The organism is Pedobacter sp. GW456-11-11-14-TSB4 (genome assembly GCF_059424425.1).
Genome location: NZ_JBWKZK010000004.1, coordinates 100,420 through 123,755 on the forward strand (window position 1 = coordinate 100,420; position 23,336 = coordinate 123,755).

Sequence of the window (23,336 nt, forward strand, 5' to 3'; positions counted from 1 at the left end):
TCAAAGAAATGAAAACAATTTTCGAACAAGAAGCTGTAAATGAATTAATTGCAAGAATTAACAAACTAACTCCCAATACCAAACCTAACTGGGGTAAAATGAATGTTGGCCAAATGTTAGCGCATTGCAATGTAACCTACGAAATGGCTTACGAAAACATACATAAAGCACCTAACGGATTTGTAAAATTGATTCTTAAACTTTTTGTTAAAGAGCAAGTTGTTGGTAATAAACCATACAAAAAAAATAGCCAAACTGCACCTGCTTTTATAATTACCGACCCTAAAGATTTCGAGAAAGAAAAAGCTCGTTTAATTGGCTACTTAGATAAAACACTTAAATTAGGCGCTAACTATTTCGAAGGAAGAGAATCATTATCATTTGGCAAATTAACTGCTGCTCAATGGAATAACATGTTCCAAAAGCACTTAAATCATCATTTAGCTCAATTTGGAGTTTAAAAATTAGAAAATCAAAACCTGTAAAATATAGCTTAATGCAGCCCCGTTTTACATTACAAGCCCAATGTTTTGATACCGATGCTCGGTAAACATTGGGGCTTTCCATTTCAACCGGGTTTATTTTACAAAATTTTGTGCTCCATATCATACAGCAGCACCAAACCGCATAAAATTTTTGTTCCTTTTTTGTAGTTTAGGAATAATTACCTCAATACATTAACAATAAACCAAATGATTAAAGAGAAAGTAATTGCCGCTTACGAAAAAATGGCTGTTAAATACGATGAACTTATAGATCATAAACCGCATAATGCCTATTATGATAGACCGAACACCTTAGCCTTATTGCCAAATGTAAACGGTAAAAATGTTTTAGATGCAGCTTGCGGACCAGGTAAATATGCTGAAATTTTAATTGCGCAAGGTGCAAATGTAATTGGTTATGATATCAGCCCGAAAATGGTAGAATTGGCAATCCAGAGAAATCAAAACCAAGGATATTTTTTTGTTCACGACTTATCAACCCCGTTTGAGAAAATTGAAAATGAAAGTCATGATATTGTGTTGTGCGCTTTAGCATTACATTATTTAGAAGATTGGGAACCTGCCATTAAGGAATTTAATAGAGTTTTAAAAAAAGATGGAACCCTTGTCATTTCAATTGAGCATCCTTTTAACGATTTTAACTTTTTTAAATCAAAAAAATACTTCGAAACAGAACAAGTTAAATGCACTTGGAGAGGTTTTGGCGAGCCAATTGAGGTAAATAGTTATAGAAGATCATTAGGCGAATGTTTAAATCCGTTAACAGAAAATGGATTTTACATTGATAAACTAGTTGAACCTAAACCTACCAAAGAATTTGAAAATGCAGACCCTAGGCATTATAAAGAATTAAACAACTTTCCTGCGTTCATGTGCATTAGAGCAGTAAAAAAATCGGTCAAAGCCTAATATGATAAAAGAACATTGTTGGTGCTGATAAATTTTATTTTTTTATTCATAAATAATTCAACAAGCTCAAATCTAAATTAATCGATAAAGTAATTCATTTAAAAAATAATCATTTTATGAAAATTTTACTTTTACTCTTACTCACAGTCTCAATTACAGCAAAATCATACAGCCAAAACTGCAATTGCGAAACCACGTTTAAAGAAATAAAAAATATTGTTGAACAAAATTATCCTGGTTGGCAAGATAAAGTTACTGCTACAAATAAATTAGCCTATCAAAATTGGAGCGACAACTATCTCACAAAGGCAAAAACCATTACAAACGACAGCACTTGTTACGCAAATATAAAAGCGTGGATAGGCTTTTATAAAGATAAACATCTATCAATTCGTTTCAATAAAGCAAAGCCAGTTAATGCAAATACTTCAAGTAAAGAGCAAAATTTACCAATAGAAATTCTAAAATCTAACTTAACTACTAATGAAATAAATGAATATTTAAAAAGTAAAAATCTACATCAAATTGAGGGCATTTATGAAAGTAGCAGTTATAAACTCGCGGTTATAAAAGTTAAAAATGATTTATATCATGCGGTAGTTCTTTCATCAAGCAATGAAAACTGGAAAGAAGGTGATGTAAAATTGATCATTAATGCGACTGGGGAGGATTATAATGGCATATTTTACGATGGTTACAAAGAGCAAATGTCTACCCATAAAATTCAATTAGTTGATAATATTTTGGATTTTGATGTTGTATTTTATGAGAAGACTTTTCCTTTAACACCAGTTAAAAGAGATATTAAGGAATACGAAATCATGAAAGATGAGCAAGCTCCTAAACTTAGCTTCGTTAAAAATGATTTAGCTGTTTTTACCTTCCCTAACTTTTATGGTGATTCCTATGATCAATTAGCTTATTTGTTAAAAAAACATGAATCTAAACTTACTACAATTCCTAACTGGATTATTGATTTACGAGATAACGATGGTGGAGATTATCAAGTTGGTATGCAATTGATGAAATATATGTACACAAAACCTATTGTTGAATACAATACCGAAATGCGAATGACTGAAAGCAATTTCAATTTATGGTACAATAGTTTTGTAAAATATACCTACGAAAATGCTAGCGATAGTACAAAGAAAAAATTTGACGAATTATTTAGTACCATGAAAAATAATTTTGGAAAAATGTACAATAGGAGCAACAAACCTACCGATACTTTAACATTTACTGTAAGCGCAGAATTCCCAAAAAAAATTGGGATACTTATCAGCAAAAATACAGTAAGCAGTGGCGAGTTGTTCACTCTTATAGCAAAACAAAGTGATAAAGTGAAGGTTTTTGGAACTAATTCTGGAGGTATGATGGATTACGGTAATGTAGTGAATTATAAAATGAGTTGCCCTATAATTAGTTTAAGATTACCAATAGCTAGGTATTTATGGTTAGACAAAGGTTTTTCAGTTGATGGTGAAGGTTTAATTCCAGATGTATATTTAAAGGGTGGAAATATAATAGATAAGGTTTATGATTATTTAAGCAAATAAATATTCCTTCTATAAAAATTGTTTGAGTTTACATGTTAAAGTTTTGCAAAAAAACGTAAAAAAGTAGCATTAAACGTTTCGCGATTTGTTTAGTCTCATGAATAAATGGACATTTAAACTGCTCAAATCATGAAACATCCTTATTTTATGTTATTGATATTTTTTTTTGTTGGCTGTAGCAAAAAGAACAACAACCCACTTAGTGAGCCAAACCAAACAATGTATTTTCCGGCAAATGCCAACGCAAATTGGGAAACTACAAGCATAACAAGCCTAAATTGGACCCAAAATGCTTTACAACCTTTAAGGGAATACTTGCAACAGAAAAATACCAAATCGTTTTTGATTTTGGTTAACGGTAGAATTGTGGTAGAAGAGTATTTTAACGGACATACTGCAGCCACAACTTGGCAATGGAATAGTGCAGGTAAAACATTAGTAGCCACTACAACTGGTATAGCCCAGCAAGAAAATTTATTAAATATAGATGCTAAAGTTTCTCAATACTTAGGTAACGGGTGGACTAGTGAGCCTTTGGATAAAGAAAATTTAATAACCTCAAAAAATTTGCTAACCATGACTTCAGGTATTAGCGATGATAAAGAATTGGTGATTAAAGCCAATTTAAATTATCTAGCAGATGCTGGTACACGATGGTCATACCATAATGTTTTTCAGAGATTAATGGATGTTGTTGGCTCAGCAAGTAAGCAAGATTTTGAAAACTATTTTAACACCAAGCTTAAAAATAAAATTGGCATTGAAGGTTTTTGGAATAACGGCTTAATTTTTAAGATTTACCATAGCAATACCCGCAGTATGGCACGTTTTGGCCTACTAGCACTAAACAAAGGTAAATGGAACGGCGAAGTAATCATCAATGAAAATTTTTTCAACGAAAGTATCAGCACCTCACAAAACATTAATCAATCTTATGGTTATTTGTGGTGGTTAAATGGGAAATCGAAATACATGGTGCCAGGTTCGCAAACAGTTTATCAAGGTAGTTTAGTGCCAAATGCTCCATCAGATATGTATGCAGCTATGGGCGCAGAAGATCAGCGTATTTATGTAATACCTAGCAAAAAAATGGTAATTGTAAGAATGGGTAATGCTTCTGATCCATCAAACCCAAATTTTGCACTTTCTGGTTTCGACAATGAACTATGGCAAAAAATTAATGCATTAATCAATTAAGCCAACACCTTAAATAAAAAATCTTCAATAAATACGCTTGTAAATTCAGTATCATTTTTTGCTTTTGCATCTGTTAGCTTAGGTAGGTTTACGCTAAAATATTGCTGATGGTGAGAGGTTTCTATTAAAGTTGTGCTAAGCGATCTGGGATATTTATAACTAGGCTTGTAGGCAGAAATTACCTCAGCTATTTTAGCACATAAATCCTTATATGGCTTAAAAACTTCATTCTTATTAATTTCAGCTACCTCTTTAACCAAATAAACCTTACTGCTTTCTGCAATAACAATCTGGTTTATATACTTTTTATTATAATCAAACTGACCAGTACTTTCTGCCAGCTCATGGGTAAGCAAATGCACAATACTTTTTAACTGCTCTTTAGTATCGCTTACGTTTTCTAATTTAAATGTGAGCAGAAACTCCATATAGCTCCAATACCAATTAAGTATATATAGCAACAATCTGTGCTTGTTCTCAAAATACCTGTAAATAGTAGCCTCAGTACTGTTAATTTCTACAGCTAATTTCTTAAACGTAAATTGCTCAAAGCCCAAAGTGTAAATTAAATCAATGGCTTTTTTGATCATCAGTTTTCCTACTTCACTATTCTCCGGATTTCTTAAATAAATCCGCTCATTGATATCAAATTTCACTTGAAACTCCATAGCCATTTAAATTTAACACAAAGTTAGCAATTATTTGTTTTAGGATAGCAGAACAATTAATAAAACAATTTTACAATTATATGTAATAGTAACACTATTAATGATTGTTGGATTTTATATCTTTATAGTACAAAAGTGAAAGCATGCTCATCAGTAAAAAAATTCCAATTCCATATATTTTTAACAAAATAAAATTTGATGTAGCTTATGTGCTTGGAATTGGCTTATTGGTAAATTATTTAACTGCAACATTTCCAAAAGTAATCCCTGTTTTACCAGTGGTAATACCTTCGTTTATTGGCGTTGCCATATCTGTTGTACTTTCTTTTAAGCTAAATCAATCTTACGATAGATGGTGGGAGGCCAGAAAAATTTGGGGAACTATTGTAAATGAGAGTAGAAACTTTGTACTACAGCTACAAGCTTATGTGGTTAAAGAGAAATATTTAGAAATTAAGGAAATCGCTTACAGACACATTGCTTGGTGTTACGCACTCGGACAAAATTTACGAGAGCTCAATCCCACAGAAAACATAAAAGACTTAATTAGTTACGAAGATTTAACTCACATTGAAAATCAGATACATAAGCCTTTAGCTTTAATGCAGTTAAACACTTTAAAAATAACGCAATTAAGACAAGAAAATGCAATACCGCTAACTGGCCAAATTCAACTTGATAATACAATTGTAAACCTATCTAATGCAATGGGTATGGCAGAAAGCATCAAGAATACTATTTTTCCAATTACATATAGATTATTTTTGCATCTTTTCATCTATTTATTTGTGATCACTTTTTCTATCGCTCTTCAAGGTATTGAAAGTTATTTTGAAATCCCACTTTTGGTTACTATTTCGAGTGTTTTTTTCCTTTTAGAAAAATCTTCAACACACTTGCAAGATCCTTTTATCAATAGGCCAACTGATACAGCAATGACCGCTATTGCACAAACCATAGAAATAAATATTAAACAACTTATTGGTGACAAAGAAGAAATAACTACTTCACAACCAGAAACTTATTATATTTTATAAACTATAAAAATAAATTTTTATGTATACACATTCAAAAGAAACCCAAAACAGTTTAACACCGCAAACTGCCCTAGAAATATTAAAAGAAGGTAACCACAGATTTGTAAATAATCTTAAGGCAAATAGAAATTTATTGCAACAAGTAAATGAAACTGCTGCTGGCCAATTTCCTTTTGCAACCATTTTGAGCTGTATTGATAGCCGTGTTTCTGCAGAGTTAGTTTTCGATCAAGGTTTAGGAGATATTTTTAGTATCCGTATAGCTGGTAATATTTTAAACGAAGATATTTTAGGTAGTATGGAGTTTGCCACCAAAGTAGTTGGAACGAAAGTTATTGTTGTTTTAGGCCACACCAAATGCGGAGCTATAGTTGGAGCTTGTAACCATGTAGAATTAGGCCACCTAACTACATTGCTCCATAAAATAAAACCTGCAATTGATCAAGAAAAAACTACTGCTGAACAAAGAGACGGTTCTAATGTAACATTTGTTAAAAATGTAACAGAAAACAATGTTCATTTAACTATTGAAAGAATTAGAAAAGAAAGTCCTGTAATTAAAGAATTAGAAGACCAAGGCGCTTTGATAATTGTAGGCGGCCTATACGATGTAGAAACTGGACATGTAAATTTTTACGATTAATAAACTAGCATAACCCAAAAATAAATTTGGTGATGAAAGGCTTTTGATATTTTGTATCAAAAGCCTTTTTCTTTATATTCAAATTATGAAAAGATTAGCAAAGTTAAGTTTGTTAATCATCCCTCTTATTTTCTGTACTTCTTGGGGCTTTTTTGCGCATCGGCGAATTAATCAATTGGCCATTTTTACCCTGCCAAGTGATATGGCTAATTTCTATAAAAATGCTAACAAATATATTATAGAGCATGCAGTAGATCCTGATAAGAGAAGATATATCGATACTTTAGAGGCACCGCGACATTACCTAGATGTGGAAAATTATGAAGAAAATATTGATAGTATTCCAGAAAAGTTTAATGATGCTCTACTAAAATATGGACAAAAGAAATTAAATGAAAGTGGAATTGTTCCTTGGCAAATTCAGCGAACTTATTACAGTTTAGTTAAAGCTTTTAAAACGCACGATTCCTTAAAGATTTTAAAATACTCTGCTGATTTAGGTCATTATATTGGTGATGCACATGTACCATTGCATACCACACATAACCATAATGGTCAACTCACCAATCAACATGGCATACATGCCTTTTGGGAAAGTAGAATACCAGAACTTTTTGCCGGAAAATATAACTTTGTAGTCGGTAAAGCTGCATACATTGATGATCCATTAAAAGCTGCATGGAAAGTTGTTAAACATTCTCATAGCTTGTTAGATAGTGTTTTATTATTTGAAGCAGAGCTGAATAAAACTTTTCCATCTGATCAAAAATTTAGTTTTTCTGAGCGAAACAATGTTGTCCTTAAGCAGTATTCAGAGGCTTACTCAAAAGTTTATCAAGATAAAATGAATGGCATGGTTGAGAAGCAAATGCGTGCTGCTATCTTATCAATTGGCTCGTATTGGTTTTCTGCTTGGGTAGATGCTGGTCAGCCAACTTTAAAAAATTTAATTAAAACAGAAATTGATACTGAAGAGAAAAAATGGGCAGAACAAACCGAAAAAAAATATAAAGAAGGTAATATTATTGGTAGAGAGAATTAGAGAACATTTTTACAAATAACCATTTACCTATTTCGGTTAGTAGATAAATACTAATTAATAAAAAAATCGTCATGAGGCTGTATCAGAATTAAAAATTCAAAAGCATAAGGAGAATTAAATTTGGTAGTTTCGTCATGCTCAGCTTCCCGAGATAAACTCGGGACAAGTGACTGAGCATCGTAATGCGTTTAATGGGGACGATAATTAACCTACTATAGCATTACGATTCCCGTTTTCACGGGAATGATGACCGCACAAAATATCACTCAGCCTTCCAATCTTTAAAATCAGTTCTAATAGAGCGTCATCATAATGCGATTAACACATGCTTTAAGATATCTCCTCGCTGCGCTGCGTTCGATATGACGTGTGCAGTACTAATCTTCCTTAATCTCTTCTTCTATTTGTTTTTCTATTGGTTTTTTTGAGAATAAAGATTTTAATGCACCGTAGATTACTGGCAAAAATGTTCCTACAGCAATAATTAATACTAAAATCTCAAAATTCTTTTCTACAAATGGGATTTTACCTAAAAGATATCCTGCAAACAGTAAACTTGCAATCCATACCACACCACCTACAACGTTGTAAAAGCTAAACTTACCGAATGACATTCTTGCTGCACCGGCTACAAATGGAGCTATTGTTCTAATAATTGGTAAAAAGCGACTAAATACGATCGCTTTGGCACCATGCTTTTCGAAATACTCGTGTGATTGATGATAGTATTTCAACTTCAAAATTTTGTTATTCTCTTTAAATACTTTAATACCGAAGTATTTACCCAATTGATAATTTAAGGTATTACCAGTTATTGCTGCAATGATTAAAATGATTAACATGAACCAGATATTTAAACCAGTTCCATTGCCCGCAACTAGTGCACCAACTGCAAAAAGCATCGAATCACCCGGTAAAAATGGAGTAACCACAAAGCCAGTTTCTGCAAAAATGATGATGAATAAAATCAGATAAGTCCAGGTTCTGTACTCCTGCATAATCTGCTCTAAGGTATCTTTTGTATTTGTAAGTAGTTGTAATAATAGATCGAAAAATTCCAATGTGTTTATATTTTTTTTTACAAAAGTAAGGATATCGTTTTGATAACGGAGCAATTTTTAAAATATGATTGTAATTAGATAATTTTTGCTAGGTCTTCAGTCGTCATGCTGAATTTATTCCAGCATCTGTTAGCATTACAGACCCTGAAATAAACAGCGAAGCTCTCTTGAAGGCTAAAATCAATATGGGCTACTGAAAAATTCAGGGTGACGAGAACTTAAAAAAAAAGTGACTTGGAAAAACCAAGCCACTTTAAATTATATTAAATTAAAAACCGTTGACAGAAAACTGTTAACTGATTAGTAGCTATTGTTAAGCATAACAGGCATCACTAACATCAAAACATCTTCGTTTTCATCATTAGTTTGAGGTATTAATAAACCAGCTCTGTTAGGGGTTGATAATTCTAAAGTAACTTCCTCACCACTTAAATTACCTAACATCTCAATTAAAAAACGGGCGTTAAAGCCGATTTCCAAATCTTCACCTTCGTATTGACAGCTTAAACGCTCATGCGCTTCGTTTGCAAAATCTAAATCTTCTGATGAAATATTTAATTCACTTCCGCTAATTTTCAATCGCACTTGATGTGTAGTTTTATTTGCAAAAATTACCACCCTGCGTAAAGTATTTAAAAACAAAGCTCTATCAATAACCAATTTATTAGGGTTATTTGCAGGTATTACCGCTTCATAATCTGGGTAACGCTCATCAATTAAGCGACAAACCAAATTGATATTTTCGAATTTAAAAAATGCACTAGTTGCGTTATAATCAACAGAAACATTTACATCAGAATTTGGCAAAGCAGCTTTTAAAAGTGTTAAAGCTTTTTTAGGCAAAATAAATGATGATGCTTTATCAGCCTTGCCATCCATACGACGGTAACGAACCAACTTATGAGCATCTGTAGCTACAAAAGTAATATGCTGAGGAGATAGCTGACAATAAACACCTGTCATCGCTGGTCTTAACTCATCATTACTAACTGCAAAAATGGTTTTGGCAATAGCTTCAGTTAAAACCGAAGCTGGCAAATTAACAGAAGATGCATTTTCTACAACCGGGATTTTAGGAAAATCATCGCCGTTTTCGCCACTTAATTTATATTTACCATCACCAGCACTAATCTCAATAGAAAATGTACTATCATCAATATTGAAAGAAATTGGCTGATCTGGTAGTGTTTTTAAGGTATCTAATAATATTCTAGATGGAACAGCAACTTTTCCTTCTTCTTTAGATTCAACTGGCAATGAGGTTGTCATGCTGGTTTGTAAATCGGTAGCAGAGATGGTCAAATTTCCATCCTTAATTTCGAATAAGAAATTTTCTAATATTGGCAAAACTGTACTGCTGCTAGATGCACCGTTAACCGTTTGTAAATGTTTTAATAACGTGGAAGTTGATACTATAAATCTCATAGTTGGTTTTGTATATCATCAAAAATATAAAAATTACTTTGCATACTTATGCTTGCGGTAATAATGTTGAAAAATTGCGAAACATATTAACAATGCCAAAGGTAAAAGTGTATTTATTAATTGCCATTTTAATTTTTCGGCACGTACCAATGTTTTATCCAAAAGCCTAACTTTTAATTCTTTGTTGCGCAGGGCGATGAGGTTATCGTCATCTGTAAAATAATCGGCAATGTTTAAAAGCAATGCCTTATTGCCATAATTTTGCTGGGCATATCTATCTAAACCCAAAGGGAAAATTGAATTTTCAGTTTGACTGAATTGATTAGTAAAAATATCTCCATCGCCAATTACAATCATTTTAGTAGGCTTACTGCTTGCGGGCAAATTATACTCTTCATCAATACCAGCAGGTACTGGTCTATTTAAAAATACCGATTTAAAGCTTCCTTCTAATAAAACTCCAGCAGTTTTTGGCGTGCTGGTATATTCTTCTTGTTTTGGTTCTTGCGCCAGCATTTGTAGCGACAGCATTTTTGGTGTATCAAAAACTTTGTTGTAAGCCGAGGTTTGAAGAATTACGGTCTTTTTAACATTCGGTACATCAATAATATCAACTGTACTTGCAAATTGCGACTTGATACCATCAATATTTTTAACAATTGCACTAGCCGTATCAGGTAAAAAAATTGGATAATAAATCCATGGTGCCAAATCAATTTGGGCTTGCTCACCTGGATTATTGGTAGCCACCGGAATAGCTGCACAGTTTACATCAGTAATTAAATTATAATTTATTCTAGCGCCGTATTCGAACAACATATCATCAATATTTAATTGATTATTCGTTGCCATAATTTGTGGCCGCTTTTGCAAACTATCTAAATTGGCATTTACTTGATCTATAGACCAAACCAATTTGCCACCTTTCATTACAAAATAATTAATTTTATACTTTTCTAATTCGCTAAAAGCAGTTTGTGGTTTGGCAATAAAAAGCACATCCAAATCATCTAAACCTTGTTTTTTTATCACTTTTAAATCTACCCAACCTGCATAAAAATTTTGTGCAAGGGTATTATTAACTGCATCGTAAAACTGAGGATTTGATGATTCACCATGCCCTTCGGTAAATGCAATTTTAGCGTTATAGCCTTTCTGCAACCTTTTAATAGCTGATGTAAATGAGTATTCTAAATTTTGTATAGAACTATTGATATTAGTTTCATAATCAGTTGCTGGCCCGCCAGCTTTTTGCAATAAATTTACCGCCATCGGCTTGCCATTAATATCAATTAATGCCATCGGGAAGATAATTTTTTGTGTTAAACCAGCATCACTTTTAATGTTAACTGCAATCGGATTGATACCAATCTCGTGTAAGCTTTTAATCAATGTGTGTTGCTCATTGGCTGGCACCCCATCCAAGGGATCTTGAAAAATGATTTTTACATTGGCATTTGAGTAGGCTTTATAATCATTTAACAAATCCTTTGTGGCATTGCGCAACCTTTTAAAAGCACTCGGTATTTCTCCATCTAAAAAAACCGTGATGGTAATATCTTGATCTGTTTTGGCTAAAATATCTTTTGTTTTACTATTTAAGGTGTATCGCTTTTCTTTAGTAAAATCGATGCGGGTGTAAAAATAAGTTGAGGCTAGGTTGAATAATACCAAAATGATTACTAACCCAAACATTTTTAGATAAGCATTTAACTTTCGCTCTTGAGTTTTAAAATCTACCACTTCCTACCTCCTATTACTAACCTACTTAAACCTAAAAACACCAACGCAAAGCTGATAAAATAAACTAAATCTCTAGTGTCTAAAACTCCTCTACTTATCGATTGATAATGTTCAGTGATGCCTAAATTAATTAGAATAACACCTAAGGTTTGCATTTCGAAAAGCTGTCCGAGGGATTCAAATCCACTGAAAGTGAAAAAACATAAAAATACAGCTACCGCAAATGCGATGACTTGATTTTTTGTTATTGAAGAAGCAAAAATACCGATGGCAGTAAATGCATTTCCTAATAAAAACAGGCCTAGATATGAACCTATTACTGCTCCACTATCTATATTACCTTTGGGTAAACCTAAGTGGTAAATGCTGTAGTAATAAATAAGTGTTGGCAATAACGCAAACAACAATAAAACTACACAAGCAAGATATTTTGCTAATATAATTTGAGACGCAGTTAAAGGTTTGGTTGCCAAAATAACGTAGGTTCCTTCTCTACGTTCTTCTGCAAAAGAACGCATGGTAATGGCAGGTATCAAAAACATGAATAAAAATGGTGCAAGACTAAAAAAGCCATTCAGCTCTGCATAACCATAATCTAAAATAGAAGTTTCTGGAAAAAACCAGAGCAACATGGCGCAAGCCAATAAAAATATACCAATGGTGATGTAGGCCACTGATGAATTTAAAAAACTAAATAACTCTCGTTTAAAAACTGCGTACATGCAATGCGATTAATGATGCCGAAGTTATGCAATATCTATAAAACTAAAAAGTCTCGACAATATTGCCGAGACTTTTATTTCATCTATTTCTCTAACGCTTATAAACCGAAAGCAAAAGCTGCACGTAAACCGATAAAACCTCTAGAGCCATTATCTCTCGACCAGTTTTCGTAGCGAACACCAAAATCTAAGCTAGATTTATCTGATACTGAGAAAGATGCTCCCAATGTTGGTGCAACAACGAAATAAGATCCAATTCCGTCTTCTGTACTAACAGCTGCCCCAATTTCACCAGCACCATAAAAGTTACCACCGAAATAATATTTAGCACCAGCTTTTAATGGAATATAACCAATACTTGTTGGTAAACCTAATACCTCAAATGCATCTTTTGTATCCCCAGTTATCATATTAGCCAAATAACCTGCAGATAAAGTTAAATTTAATGCTTTTGCAATTGGTTGTTCAAATTGTAATGAACCACCTGCAAATAATTGATCTTGTGACCCGCTTTCAGTAGGAAAACCAAATTCAGCTCCTACACTTAATTTTCTAACTGCACCTTCTGTTTGTGCGCTTGCTGCAAAACCTAAACCTGCAACTAATACTAATGATAATAATAATTTTTTCATTGTGTTTTTGTTAAATTAAATTTAAATTAATTAAATCTTTAGACACAACAAGTTTGCCAATCGTTACAACTAGGAGGAATTATTTGGATAGCTGCAAGAGCTTAAAAACTAACAAAATGGTTATCAATTGATTAAATTAAAACCTGTTTTTAATTGCTACATTGGCTTGACAAATGAGAAATGGTAGTATTGACAGGTTATTTTTTTAGATTGAACGCATATGCAAATCTTAAACCAATAAAGCTAAAAGTACTAAAAGTGGTATTTGTAGCCGATATTGTTCTTCTACTAGACCAGCCTTCGTAACGTAAACCCACATCTAATAGGTTATCAGAGTTTCGCAATTTTAAATAGGTGCCAATTCCAGGCGACCACACGAAACCTGCCTTACCATGACCCGAAATGGGGATATTTGTTCCAACTTGTCCCTCAACATAAAAATTAGGCGAAGTGTAATATTTAAAACCTGCCTTTAGCGGAGCAGCAGTTTCTGTTGGTGTGCGGATGCCAAAATAATTACGACCCAAAAAACTCGTGATGCCACCATTTAAAGTTAACCCGGTGTTTGGTGAAAGACTAAATTCTGCTTTTAATGCTGCGCTAGCCCCAATCGAGCTGATATTTGATGAATTACCTGTAGGTACATTTAATTCTGGACCAATGCCAATAGTGCTAATTTGAGCATTATTTTTCGTGAAGATAAAAACACAGCAAAGAAAGGTAAGTATCGTTCTAATTTTCATCTAATTTGCAGTTAAATTTCTAAAAATATCTTCTAATGTTGCCGTCTTATTTTTTTCTTTCAACCCCTGTAGCGTATCATTTGCGACAATATTACCTTTGCTAATGATGATTACTTCGTCGCACAACGCTTCAACTTCTTGCATAATGTGTGTAGAAATAATTACGGTTTTTTCTTTACCAAGGTTTTTAATCAAAGTTCTAATATCTGCCAATTGATTAGGGTCTAAGCCAGATGTAGGTTCGTCTAAAATTAGCACTTCGGGATTATGGATGATTGCCTGAGCCAAACCTACACGTTGTTTGTAACCTTTAGACAAGGTGCCAATTTTTTTATGCTGTTCTGGTGTTAAACCTACTTGTTTTATAACTTCTTCTACCCTATGTTTAAGATTAGAAATTTGGTAAGTCTCGCCAACAAAAATTAAAAATTCGCGGATGTACATCTCGTTATACAAAGGTGTATTTTCTGGCAAATATCCGATTAACTTTTTTACCGCTAATTCATCAGTTAAAATACTTTTGCCACAAATTTCAGCATCGCCGGAAGTTGGTCTCATATAACAAGTTAGCATTTTCATGGTGGTAGATTTACCTGCACCATTTGGCCCCAAAAACCCTAAAATTTTTCCTGGTTTAGCCTCAAAACTAATCTCATTTACTGCGATTTGGCTTTCGAATTTTTTAACTAATTTTTTTACAACGATGCTCAATTTACTTTATGCTTAGGTTAGCAAATTTAAGCTTTTTCTCATTTCTATAGCTATCAAATTCTTTACCGGCCAATACCAATTCATCCGTAGAAATCATATCTGCCCCATTGGCTAATAATTTTTCATAAACTTTTTGGCTTGGATTAGCTATCGCACTGCGATCCAAGTTGCCCATTGAACCTAAAATGCAACTAATACCTTTGCTATGCAAATATTCATAAACGGTTTGATCTGGTGCTGCTGTACCCACAAAAGCCACAATTCTGTTATTCGGAACACCCATTTGATTTAAACGCTCAATATCTTCTTGTTTTCTGGCAGAGGCCGATATCATTAAATCTGGCGCTAACTTGTGTACCTCGGCTGCTTGGTTTGCATTATAAGTGATAATGATAGCGTTTGTTTCAGATTTGGTTTTGCGCACAGCTTCGATAATTTTAGCATACGGAACACCTCTCTTAATATCGATAGTAAAAATCACCTTATTTTTGCCCCAATTTAAAACTTGTTCAATAGTTGGTATTTTAAATGAAGTTACCTTACCAGCTTTATCTTTTAAAGTAAACTTTTGCAACTCTGCATAGGTATAATCGCCAATTGGCCCGGTACCAGTACTTGTTCTGTCTAATTTATCATCATGCATTACAACTAAAACAGAGTCCTTGCTTAAAGCCACATCAAACTCAATAATTACTGGCTGATAAGTTGTTGCATTTTCAAAAGTTTCAATTGCATTTTCAGGAAAGCCCGGCATTGGGCCACCGCGGTGCGCACTAATTAATGGAAAATTAGCTGTTTCTCGATTTAAAAATAAACGAAATTCTTTAGCCGTTTTAAAACTAATGTAATGATGTTTTGTTGGCCCGATAAATGAAATGCCTGCAATGGCAAGAAATAACAATAAAAACTTAATATGCTTCACGTGATCTGTTTTGAACCGCAAAGTTAATCCTTTGTATTAAATTAAATTGTAATTAATGTGATGCTATCGTTTTAAAAAGCTCCACACCGATACTTCCTCTTTTGCTTTTTTATCTTCAATCAGATTTTTCACAATTCGATCTAATAATTCCTCATTTTCGCTCACTAATTTGTCACCTAATGATACAATTTTTTGAATATTTGATGGCGTTGCCGCATCCATTGAGGAGTTGATAGAAGAAAGGTTGTTTGGATCAATTCGGATATAATTATTAACCTCGTTTACCGAACGAAATAATTGCTTTAGAAAATAATTGCTGCTTTCTGCAGAGCTGCTACTCATTATATCTACCAAGGCCGGGCCAATTGAGATTGCTTTTTTCTTTTTAAAATCTTCGTACTGATAAGATATTTTTGATAAACCTGTACCTAATGATAAAATCCAAATATCATCAATTCGGTAGGTTTTGTAAGTTTTCATTACTTCGAGCAATGCGGATAAGGATGGATTATGAGCAAAAACGCCACCATCAACTAAAGGGTATCGTGTTTTTGCTAATGAGAAAATTTCTGCAACCGAAAAATATGTTGGGGCCGCAGAGGTAGCTCTGCAAACATCTTTGATGTAAAAATCTCGAGATGCGCCATGAGAAATGGCTTTCTGTTGTCTGAATAAATGATTTTTACGCAACTCGATATCATAAGCTGTAATAATACAAGGCCGTAATAACTCACTTAACTTTTTGTTCCCGAAATAACCATCTAAAATCCGTTCCAAAATGGTGGCATCATAGAGTTCGCTCACTAACCCAAATTTGCCTAAAAACCGTCGCCAGCGGTTAGCCGAAAAAATTTGAACGCCGTGCTCTAGGTAAATATCTAAAGCTTGTTTCGCAGTGTACCTAGGTTTTTGTGGGTTTTCATCATCAGGGCAAAGCAAAATAGAGAGTAATATACCGCCGGTACTTGTACCTGCAAAAAAGTCAAAATAATCTATTAAATGTGCATTCTGATTTTTAGTTGCTTTTTGGATCTTTTCTTCTAATGCCACCAAAATCATTCCTGGTATAATACCCCGAATGCCGCCGCCGTCTATAGAAAGAATTCTCTTCATTTTGTATACGCTTAGTAAATTACCGAATGTAATAAAAAATATTGAGTTGGTTAGTTGGTTAAGGGATTAGGTTAAAATGCTTATTTTTTTTCTAAAAAAGCAAAAACAGAACTCTATTAAGGTAAGTCGGGCTATGCACTTCAATCTTTTTGTGCGCTTTAACTACGCTGCCGATATAAAATCGGCATACGCTCAGCGTAACACAAAAAGGATTTCCGCTACTATCCCGTTTATTTAACTTAGGCCGGTAATTCTATTACGGGTTGCTGTACGCCTAGAACTACATAGTAGCAAAAGCCTGAGTAACTTAAACCCGACTTAGCGGAAATACTTTTTTGTTTTGCCAAAATAGTCATCCGATGAATATGAGCACATAGTCAATATTTATCGGATGACTTTTGTATGATTCACAAAAAAGATTGTAGCGAGGGCGGGACTGAAGAAAGTTTTTTTTGTACTAAAATTGCGTTTCTAAAAAAGTATTTGTTACTGAGATAAGCGCTTTTACACACTCCGCAATACATTTTACATCTTACCCTTAACATCTTACATTTTTATTATCTTTGCGTTACTATGGCTAAAACAAACGACGAACAATTTAAAAATGTAATATCACACGCTAAGGAATACGGTTTTGTGTTTCAGAGCAGCGAAATATATGACGGTTTAAGTGCCGTTTACGACTACGGACAATTAGGTGCCGAATTAAAAAACAACATTAAAACTTACTGGTGGAAAGCAATGGTGCAGATGCACGAAAACATTGTAGGAATTGATTCTGCAATTTTTATGCATCCTAAAGTTTGGAAAGCAAGTGGCCACGTTGATGGTTTTAACGACCCGATGATTGACAATAAGGATAGTAAAAAACGCTACCGTGCTGATCAGTTATTGGAAGATAAAATTGCTCGTTATGAAAAAGATGGCAAAACAGAAAAAGCTGCAAAATTGCAAGCTGATATGGATGCCGCTTTAACAGCTGAAGATTTACCTCAATTAAAAGTTTTAATTGAAGAGCATGAAATTGCTTGTCCGGTGAGTGGTACAAAAAATTGGACAGATGTTCGCCAGTTTAACTTGATGTTTAGCACCCAGTTTGGCGCAATGGCAGAAGGAAGTGACGAAGTTTACCTTCGTCCGGAAACTGCTCAAGGTATTTTTGTAAACTTTTTAAATGTGCAAAAATCTGGTAGAATGAAAATTCCATTCGGGATTGCACAAATTGGTAAAGCTTTTAGAAATGAAGTAATTGCTCGCCAGTTTATTATGCGTATGCGTGAGTTTGAGCAAATGGAAATGCAATTTTTTGTTCGCCCAGGTGAAGATAAAAAGTGGTTTGCTTACTGGAAAGAAGCTCGTTTAAAATGGCACCAAGCATTGGGTACATCGCCTGATAAATACCGTTTCCACGATCACGTGAAGTTGGCACATTATGCAAATGCAGCTACAGATATCGAATTTGAATTCCCTTTTGGTTTTAAAGAAGTAGAAGGTATACACAGTAGAACTGATTTCGATTTAACACAACACCAAGAATATTCTGGTAAAAAAATGCAGTATTTTGATAACGATTTGAATGAAGAAGGTAAGCCTTATGGTAATTACGTTCCTTATGTTATCGAAACATCAATTGGTTTAGACCGCATGTTTTTGCTAACCATGATTAATGCTTTTGAAGAGCAAGATTTAAGCACAGCTGACAAACAAGACAGCAGAACGTTATTGCGTTTACACCCTGCCTTGGCGCCAATTAAAGTAGCCATTTTCCCTTTGACCAAAAAAGACGGTTTACCAGAAAAAGCTCGTGAAATTATGGATCAGCTGAAGTTCGACTTTAACTGTGTTTACGAAGAAAAAGATGCAATTGGTAAACGTTACCGCCGTATGGATGCCATTGGTACTCCTTTCTGCGTAACGGTTGATCACCAAACTTTAGAAGACGATACTGTTACCATTAGACATAGAGATACAATGGAACAACAACGTATTGAGATTAAAGAATTACACACAATTATTGAAGGCAAAGTTAGCTGGAGAAATTTATTGGCTTAGTAACATGAACTGCTGAGAGATCAGCAGTTTTTTTATTTTAAAGAAATGAAAAACATAAAATCACTTTTGCTGCTTTTAATATTAAGCTCCATTGGCTTTTCTTCTTGCCAAAAAGATATTGTATTTGTTGAAGGCTCTGGCCCAGGTGGAACAGTACCCCCAAATTACACTACCAAAATGAGCGCAAAAGTAGATGGGGTTTTGGTAGAATGCGAATTTGCATCCAGTCAGACTTACAAAAACAGTGATGGCCAAATGGATTTGGAAATTAATGGCATAAAAAATCCACAAGCTTTTGTTTTTAACTTTCAAAATTTTAAGGGCTTTGGTACTTATAATGCTGCCGATCTACTTTCTGAAGCTACTTATTTTGCAGCCAGTGGCGATGCTACAAACAACAATTACATCGCTAAAACTGGAACCATAAAAATTACGACCTACAGCAGCAAAGCAATAATAGGTACTTTTGAATTTAACGGTGTAAATGCTAATGGAATAGTAAAAAACATTACCGAAGGCACCTTTGTAATCAGTTTAACCAATAATACAGGAATAACAAACGCAAATGTATCTGCCAAGGTTGATGGTGCAGTAACCTTGTTTACCGGACAAGGTGCATACATTAAAAGCGCTGCAGTTGGCAATATTTTAACAATAACTGGAACGAATGGCAATAAGGCAATTAGTTTAGTCATTCGTGATTTTAAAGGCAGCGGAACTTATGAAATTGACATTGATGCGCAAGGTGCCTACAATGAAGACCAATCTCAGAACGGCTCTTTTGCTACGTCTAGTGGTGTAAAAAGCGGTAAAATAATAATTACCAGTTCTACTGCAACCACATTAAAAGGTATTTTTGACTTTATTGCACCAAACAGCAATAGTACTTTGACCAATAATAAAGTTATTACTGAAGGCAAGTTTGATATCTCCTACACTACTACCACAATTTAATATGATTTTGATATCGGTTGTGTAGCCCTATTGGTTTTCGAATAGGCTCAGACTCGTAAAAACAATTATTTATCACTTTAGATCACCTCATCCAAAGCATCTTCACTCCTACCAATAACCGCTAAATCTCCCTTAACCAGAATTGGTCTTTGCATCAAGATGGGGTTTTCATGCATGGCTACTATCCATTCTTCATCAGACAAAGTTTTGTCTTTAAATTTATCTTTATAAACATTTTCTGTGGTTCTAATCAGCTCAAAAGGTTTGATACCCAATTTTGAAATAATTTCTTTTAAAAGTTCAATACTTGGCACCTGTTCTAAGTAATTTACCACCTCAAAATCTTCTCCGCTTTTTGTTAATTCTGCTAAAGCAATTCTGCTTTTACTGCAGCTATTGTTATGATAAATGGTAATCATTCTATTTTCTCCCATACCAATCATGTTCCTCAACCCTAGTAATTTCAGGTTTGCCAATTTCCGTTAAAATTCTTCTGGCGCCAACCAAAGTTGTGCTTTGTCCGGCATCATAATTTGTAGCTGCTGGTATTAAACTGCTAATTTTAACCATTCCAGCACTTTGAATAAATTCTCCCTCACCCATATAAATTGCGGTATGCGTTACCCTACCACTATTTAAACCTTTCCGCTTTGCGGCAGAAAAAAACAATAAATCTCCAGCTTTTAAATTTTTAAGGCATTTGGCTACGCTAATGCTATCATTTTCTAAAACATCAATCGCTTGCCCAACCAAAGCTTGTTGTGATGCATCCCGCGGAATAATAACTCCATTTAAAAAATAGGCAGTTTTGGTAAAGCCACTACAATCTACTCCTTTAACAGATGTTCCGCCCCATAAATAAGGTACACCAATTAGGGTTTTTGCTGTTGCCAAAATATCTTTTGCCGATGGATTTTCCTTTTTAACCCAATCCTGATAAGGTTTTATTTTTGCAGTTTCTATATAACCTAATCTCCCATCAGGAAAAGCCACTTTACTAAAAACTTTTCCCTTAGCTCCTATCAACTTCAAAATATTTCCACTCACCAAGTCAGAAACCCTCATACCATTAAAATTTGGAGAAGCATATGCATGGCCGTAATCTGCAGTAAAAACTACTTTTTCTGAAGATTGCCAGGTTTCAAACTCAGTTTTGGTCATAGGTTTTATGGCACTTCCATCAGTCCAGCTCAAATATAAATCGGGTGTTTGCACCAAATAGAATCCGCCTTGCTTTTTTAAAATTTTAACCGGCGTTCCCAAAATCATTTGTGTCATCAGCTCTGCTGCATTTTGCGGATTTGCCCTATTGTTACTTACCGATAAGTTAGAAACTCCGTATTCCAATCCATTTAATGCTTTGCTAGGCAGTAAAACTGAAGTATATTTAATCAAACTAGTACTTGGTTTTAATTTTTCAAATTCTTGCAAAACCAATTCGGAAGAACTTTCTAACCAAACCGAATCCCCTTTAATTTGCAGGTTAACATAAATCGCTCGCTTATCTGGAGCATATTTTTTCTGTATCTCTTTAGCCAGCAAGCTATAAGCTGATGTATCTGATTGTGCAAAAACAATCAATCCAGTAATACTTAAAACCAATGTAAAAATTAGATTTTTCCTCATCATAGCTAATAAAACACTAAGTTACAAAAACACAATACATCTCAACATTTGCTAAGTAAATATCCATTTACATTCAAAAATATCCTTCTAAAAATTTGAATTTTAAGAAATCGGCAAACACTACAGCTCTAAAAACGTTGTAATATTAAAGATTTATACTATGCTCAAAAAACTACAATTACCATTATGGACAATAGGCGCTCCCATTCTTGCTTGGCTCGCTTATTTAACTCCAATTAGTGATTTAGGAATCACATCAACAATTATACTTACGGTTTTATTAATTGCCAGCGTTTTGGCGGCTGTACACCACGCCGAAGTAGTAGCACACAAAGTTGGGGAGCCATACGGAACCTTAATTTTAGCATTGGCTATTACTGCAATTGAAGTTGCGCTTATTGTTTCACTTATGTTAACCGGCGGACCAGAAACTACTGCCCTTGCCAGAGATACCGTTTTAGCAGCTGTAATGATCATATTTACAGGTATTATTGGCATTTGTTTATTGGTAGGTGGCTTAAAACACCGCGAACAAAGCTTCAGTTTAAGTGGAGTTAGCGTTTCTTTGGTAGCATTAACTGCTATTATCATTCTTACCTTAATTTTACCAAATTACACAACAACAACTCCTGGTCCATTTTATAGTCCGGTGCAATTGGGTTTTGTAGCAGTAATTTCGTTAATTATTTACGGCGCTTATATTTTAACCCAAACCATTAGGCACCGAGATTTCTTTTTACCACCAGTAGAAGCTGGTAATGAAGAAGTGCATGCCGCACCGCCAACAAAATACACCACCATAGCGAGTAGCATTTTATTATGTACCTGTTTAGGCATTGTTGTATTATTGGCTAAAGCATTAGCTCCCGAAATAGAAGTTGCTATTGTAACAGCTGGTGCGCCAAAATCATTAGTAGGTGTAATTATTGCAGGGGTAGTTTTATTGCCCGAAGGCTTAGCCGCTTACAATGCAGCTAGTAAAAACCGCTTACAAACCAGCTTAAATTTGGCCTTAGGTTCGGCACTGGCATGTATAGGTTTAACCATTCCTGCAGTTGCAATTGTTGCATTGGTAACCGGCATGACTATTACTTTAGGTATAGACATGAAGGCAACCGTTTTACTTTTATTATCTCTTTTTACCATTATGCTCTCATTAGCAACAGGCAAAACCAATATGCTACAAGGTGTAGTTCTTTTGGTAATTTTTGCCACCTACCTATTTACCATTATTGCTCCATAAAGCTAAGCAGATTTTAAAATACCATTGGCAATACCTAAATTGCGTGCTTTTAATGAACAAAGCACGCAATTGTTTTATAAGCACAATTTTTAGCTAAGCATTTACGTTAAAAAACAATCGTTAACACCCCTCTTTTTAAACCTTATGCGTAAAGCAATTTTAGCTTTTATAGATCTTTTTCATCCACCCTTTAAAAAATGGTTTTCGTTAAATACATTTAGGTACATGGCCAGTGGCGGCATTACCGTTACCACAGGTATAGTTGGTTATTATATCATTTACAATTACATTTTAAATCAGCAAGATGTACACATAAATAGGTTTTTAGTAACGGCTCCAATTGCCGCCCTAATTTTAGAATCTGCTGTTACTTTTTGTGTGGGTTTTGTGCTCAATAAATACCTAGTTTTTACACAATCAAATTTAAAAGGCCGCGTACAGTTGTTTAGATACGCTACCGTTTATGGAACTAACATTTTGCTAAATTATGCCTTAATGAAAATTCTTGTCGAAGGATTTTTATTCTACCCAACCATTGCTAAAGCACTCATTACAATACTATTAGCAGTATTTAGCTATTTCTCTCAAAAATATTTTACGTTTCGCGTTAAAAAGGATCTGCCGAAGATTTAATTTTTTTTGCAAAGCAATCGCTTGCTAACTATGAAGGTTTGCTCCTGCTTTCCACTACATCTTTTTGGCCCCCACAAAACTTACGAATTCTATTTTCTAATTTGTTAGGAGACTTCGTAAGTTTTACCCATTCAACCAAAAAGTATATCGCTGCAATCAGGTTTAAAATGCCAAAATAGTGCTCCTATTTAAGGT

23 protein-coding genes are annotated in these 23,336 nt (G+C 34.1%); 11 read left to right on the plus strand and 12 right to left on the minus strand.

Features of this window, described 5'->3' with window-relative positions; all coding sequences use genetic code 11:
- Positions 1-8: 8 nt before the first annotated feature.
- From AC07XU_RS14295 to AC07XU_RS14310, 4 genes are all read left to right on the plus strand, one after another.
- A complete protein-coding gene (locus tag AC07XU_RS14295) occupies positions 9-461 on the plus strand; it encodes a DUF1569 domain-containing protein (RefSeq protein WP_494944314.1) in 453 nt (150 codons plus the stop codon).
- 231 nt (positions 462-692) lie between these two features.
- A complete protein-coding gene (locus AC07XU_RS14300; protein WP_494944315.1) occupies positions 693-1,415 on the plus strand; it encodes a class I SAM-dependent methyltransferase in 723 nt (240 codons plus the stop codon).
- 116 nt (positions 1,416-1,531) lie between these two features.
- Positions 1,532-2,974, plus strand: coding sequence for a S41 family peptidase (locus tag AC07XU_RS14305; RefSeq protein ID WP_494944316.1), 1,443 nt, complete (start codon positions 1,532-1,534; stop codon positions 2,972-2,974).
- Between the two features lie 129 nt (positions 2,975-3,103).
- Positions 3,104-4,171: a serine hydrolase domain-containing protein gene (locus AC07XU_RS14310; RefSeq protein ID WP_494944317.1), complete on the plus strand. Its 1,068-nt coding sequence runs from the start codon at positions 3,104-3,106 to the stop codon at positions 4,169-4,171.
- Here the strand turns inward: AC07XU_RS14310 and AC07XU_RS14315 are convergent.
- Positions 4,168-4,839, minus strand: coding sequence for a TetR family transcriptional regulator (locus AC07XU_RS14315; RefSeq protein WP_494944318.1), 672 nt, complete (start codon positions 4,837-4,839; stop codon positions 4,168-4,170). The genes AC07XU_RS14310 and AC07XU_RS14315 overlap by 4 nt on opposite strands.
- 143 nt (positions 4,840-4,982) lie before the next feature.
- Between AC07XU_RS14315 and AC07XU_RS14320 the strand changes: the two genes are divergently transcribed.
- The 3 genes from AC07XU_RS14320 (at position 4,983) to AC07XU_RS14330 (ending at position 7,561) form a co-directional block, all read left to right on the plus strand.
- On the plus strand, positions 4,983-5,876 hold the full coding sequence (locus AC07XU_RS14320) for a bestrophin family protein (RefSeq protein WP_494944319.1): 894 nt from the start codon (positions 4,983-4,985) through the stop codon (positions 5,874-5,876).
- 19 nt (positions 5,877-5,895) lie between these two features.
- The gene (locus AC07XU_RS14325; protein WP_494944320.1) at positions 5,896-6,519 is read left to right on the plus strand and encodes a carbonic anhydrase family protein; all 624 of its coding nucleotides are present in this window, start codon (positions 5,896-5,898) and stop codon (positions 6,517-6,519) included.
- Positions 6,520-6,604: 85 nt separating this feature from the next.
- On the plus strand, positions 6,605-7,561 hold the full coding sequence (locus AC07XU_RS14330) for a zinc dependent phospholipase C family protein (protein WP_494944321.1): 957 nt from the start codon (positions 6,605-6,607) through the stop codon (positions 7,559-7,561).
- Between the two features lie 377 nt (positions 7,562-7,938).
- Here AC07XU_RS14330 and AC07XU_RS14335 read toward each other — a convergent pair whose 3' ends face one another.
- The 9 genes from AC07XU_RS14335 to AC07XU_RS14375 all read right to left on the minus strand — a co-directional run bounded on the left by AC07XU_RS14335 (position 7,939) and on the right by AC07XU_RS14375 (position 16,633).
- Positions 7,939-8,622, minus strand: a complete 684-nt coding sequence (locus AC07XU_RS14335) for a VTT domain-containing protein (RefSeq protein WP_494944322.1) — start codon at positions 8,620-8,622, stop codon at positions 7,939-7,941.
- Positions 8,623-8,922: 300 nt separating this feature from the next.
- Positions 8,923-10,047 (minus strand): DNA polymerase III subunit beta, encoded by a 1,125-nt coding sequence (dnaN, locus tag AC07XU_RS14340; protein ID WP_494944323.1) that lies wholly within the window; start codon positions 10,045-10,047, stop codon positions 8,923-8,925.
- A 33-nt stretch (positions 10,048-10,080) separates the two neighbouring features.
- Positions 10,081-11,742 (minus strand): gliding motility-associated ABC transporter substrate-binding protein GldG, encoded by a 1,662-nt coding sequence (gene gldG / locus AC07XU_RS14345; protein WP_494944324.1) that lies wholly within the window; start codon positions 11,740-11,742, stop codon positions 10,081-10,083.
- Positions 11,743-11,783: 41 nt separating this feature from the next.
- Positions 11,784-12,512 carry a gliding motility-associated ABC transporter permease subunit GldF gene (gene gldF, locus AC07XU_RS14350; RefSeq protein WP_494944325.1) on the minus strand — a complete coding sequence of 243 codons (729 nt, stop codon included), beginning with the start codon at positions 12,510-12,512 and terminating at the stop codon, positions 11,784-11,786.
- Between the two features lie 98 nt (positions 12,513-12,610).
- Positions 12,611-13,144 carry a hypothetical protein gene (locus tag AC07XU_RS14355; RefSeq protein WP_494944326.1) on the minus strand — a complete coding sequence of 178 codons (534 nt, stop codon included), beginning with the start codon at positions 13,142-13,144 and terminating at the stop codon, positions 12,611-12,613.
- A 197-nt stretch (positions 13,145-13,341) separates the two neighbouring features.
- Positions 13,342-13,887 (minus strand): hypothetical protein, encoded by a 546-nt coding sequence (locus AC07XU_RS14360; protein WP_494944327.1) that lies wholly within the window; start codon positions 13,885-13,887, stop codon positions 13,342-13,344.
- Positions 13,888-14,598, minus strand: coding sequence for an ATP-binding cassette domain-containing protein (locus tag AC07XU_RS14365; RefSeq protein ID WP_494944328.1), 711 nt, complete (start codon positions 14,596-14,598; stop codon positions 13,888-13,890).
- Position 14,599: 1 nt separating this feature from the next.
- Positions 14,600-15,520 carry a glycerophosphodiester phosphodiesterase family protein gene (locus AC07XU_RS14370; protein WP_494944329.1) on the minus strand — a complete coding sequence of 307 codons (921 nt, stop codon included), beginning with the start codon at positions 15,518-15,520 and terminating at the stop codon, positions 14,600-14,602.
- A gap of 63 nt (positions 15,521-15,583) precedes the next feature.
- The gene (locus AC07XU_RS14375) at positions 15,584-16,633 is read right to left on the minus strand and encodes a patatin-like phospholipase family protein (protein WP_494944330.1); all 1,050 of its coding nucleotides are present in this window, start codon (positions 16,631-16,633) and stop codon (positions 15,584-15,586) included.
- A gap of 573 nt (positions 16,634-17,206) precedes the next feature.
- Here AC07XU_RS14375 and AC07XU_RS14380 point away from each other — a divergent pair.
- Positions 17,207-18,685, plus strand: coding sequence for a glycine--tRNA ligase (locus AC07XU_RS14380; RefSeq protein WP_494944331.1), 1,479 nt, complete (start codon positions 17,207-17,209; stop codon positions 18,683-18,685).
- A gap of 45 nt (positions 18,686-18,730) precedes the next feature.
- Complete coding sequence (locus AC07XU_RS14385) at positions 18,731-19,639, plus strand: DUF6252 domain-containing protein (protein ID WP_494944332.1); 909 nt, start codon at positions 18,731-18,733, stop codon at positions 19,637-19,639.
- Between the two features lie 77 nt (positions 19,640-19,716).
- Here the strand turns inward: AC07XU_RS14385 and AC07XU_RS14390 are convergent, their stop codons facing one another.
- Both AC07XU_RS14390 and AC07XU_RS14395 read right to left on the minus strand, forming a co-directional pair.
- The gene (locus tag AC07XU_RS14390; protein WP_494944333.1) at positions 19,717-20,073 is read right to left on the minus strand and encodes an arsenate reductase family protein; all 357 of its coding nucleotides are present in this window, start codon (positions 20,071-20,073) and stop codon (positions 19,717-19,719) included.
- Entirely contained in the window at positions 20,060-21,265 is a 1,206-nt protein-coding gene (locus tag AC07XU_RS14395; protein WP_494944334.1) for a C40 family peptidase, read from the minus strand. The genes AC07XU_RS14390 and AC07XU_RS14395 overlap by 14 nt, the downstream gene beginning before the upstream one ends.
- A gap of 160 nt (positions 21,266-21,425) precedes the next feature.
- Here AC07XU_RS14395 and AC07XU_RS14400 point away from each other — a divergent pair, with 160 nt between their 5' ends.
- Complete coding sequence (locus AC07XU_RS14400) at positions 21,426-22,508, plus strand: calcium:cation antiporter (RefSeq protein WP_494944335.1); 1,083 nt, start codon at positions 21,426-21,428, stop codon at positions 22,506-22,508.
- A gap of 144 nt (positions 22,509-22,652) precedes the next feature.
- Entirely contained in the window at positions 22,653-23,141 is a 489-nt protein-coding gene (locus tag AC07XU_RS14405; protein WP_494944336.1) for a GtrA family protein, read from the plus strand.
- Positions 23,142-23,336 lie beyond the last annotated feature (195 nt).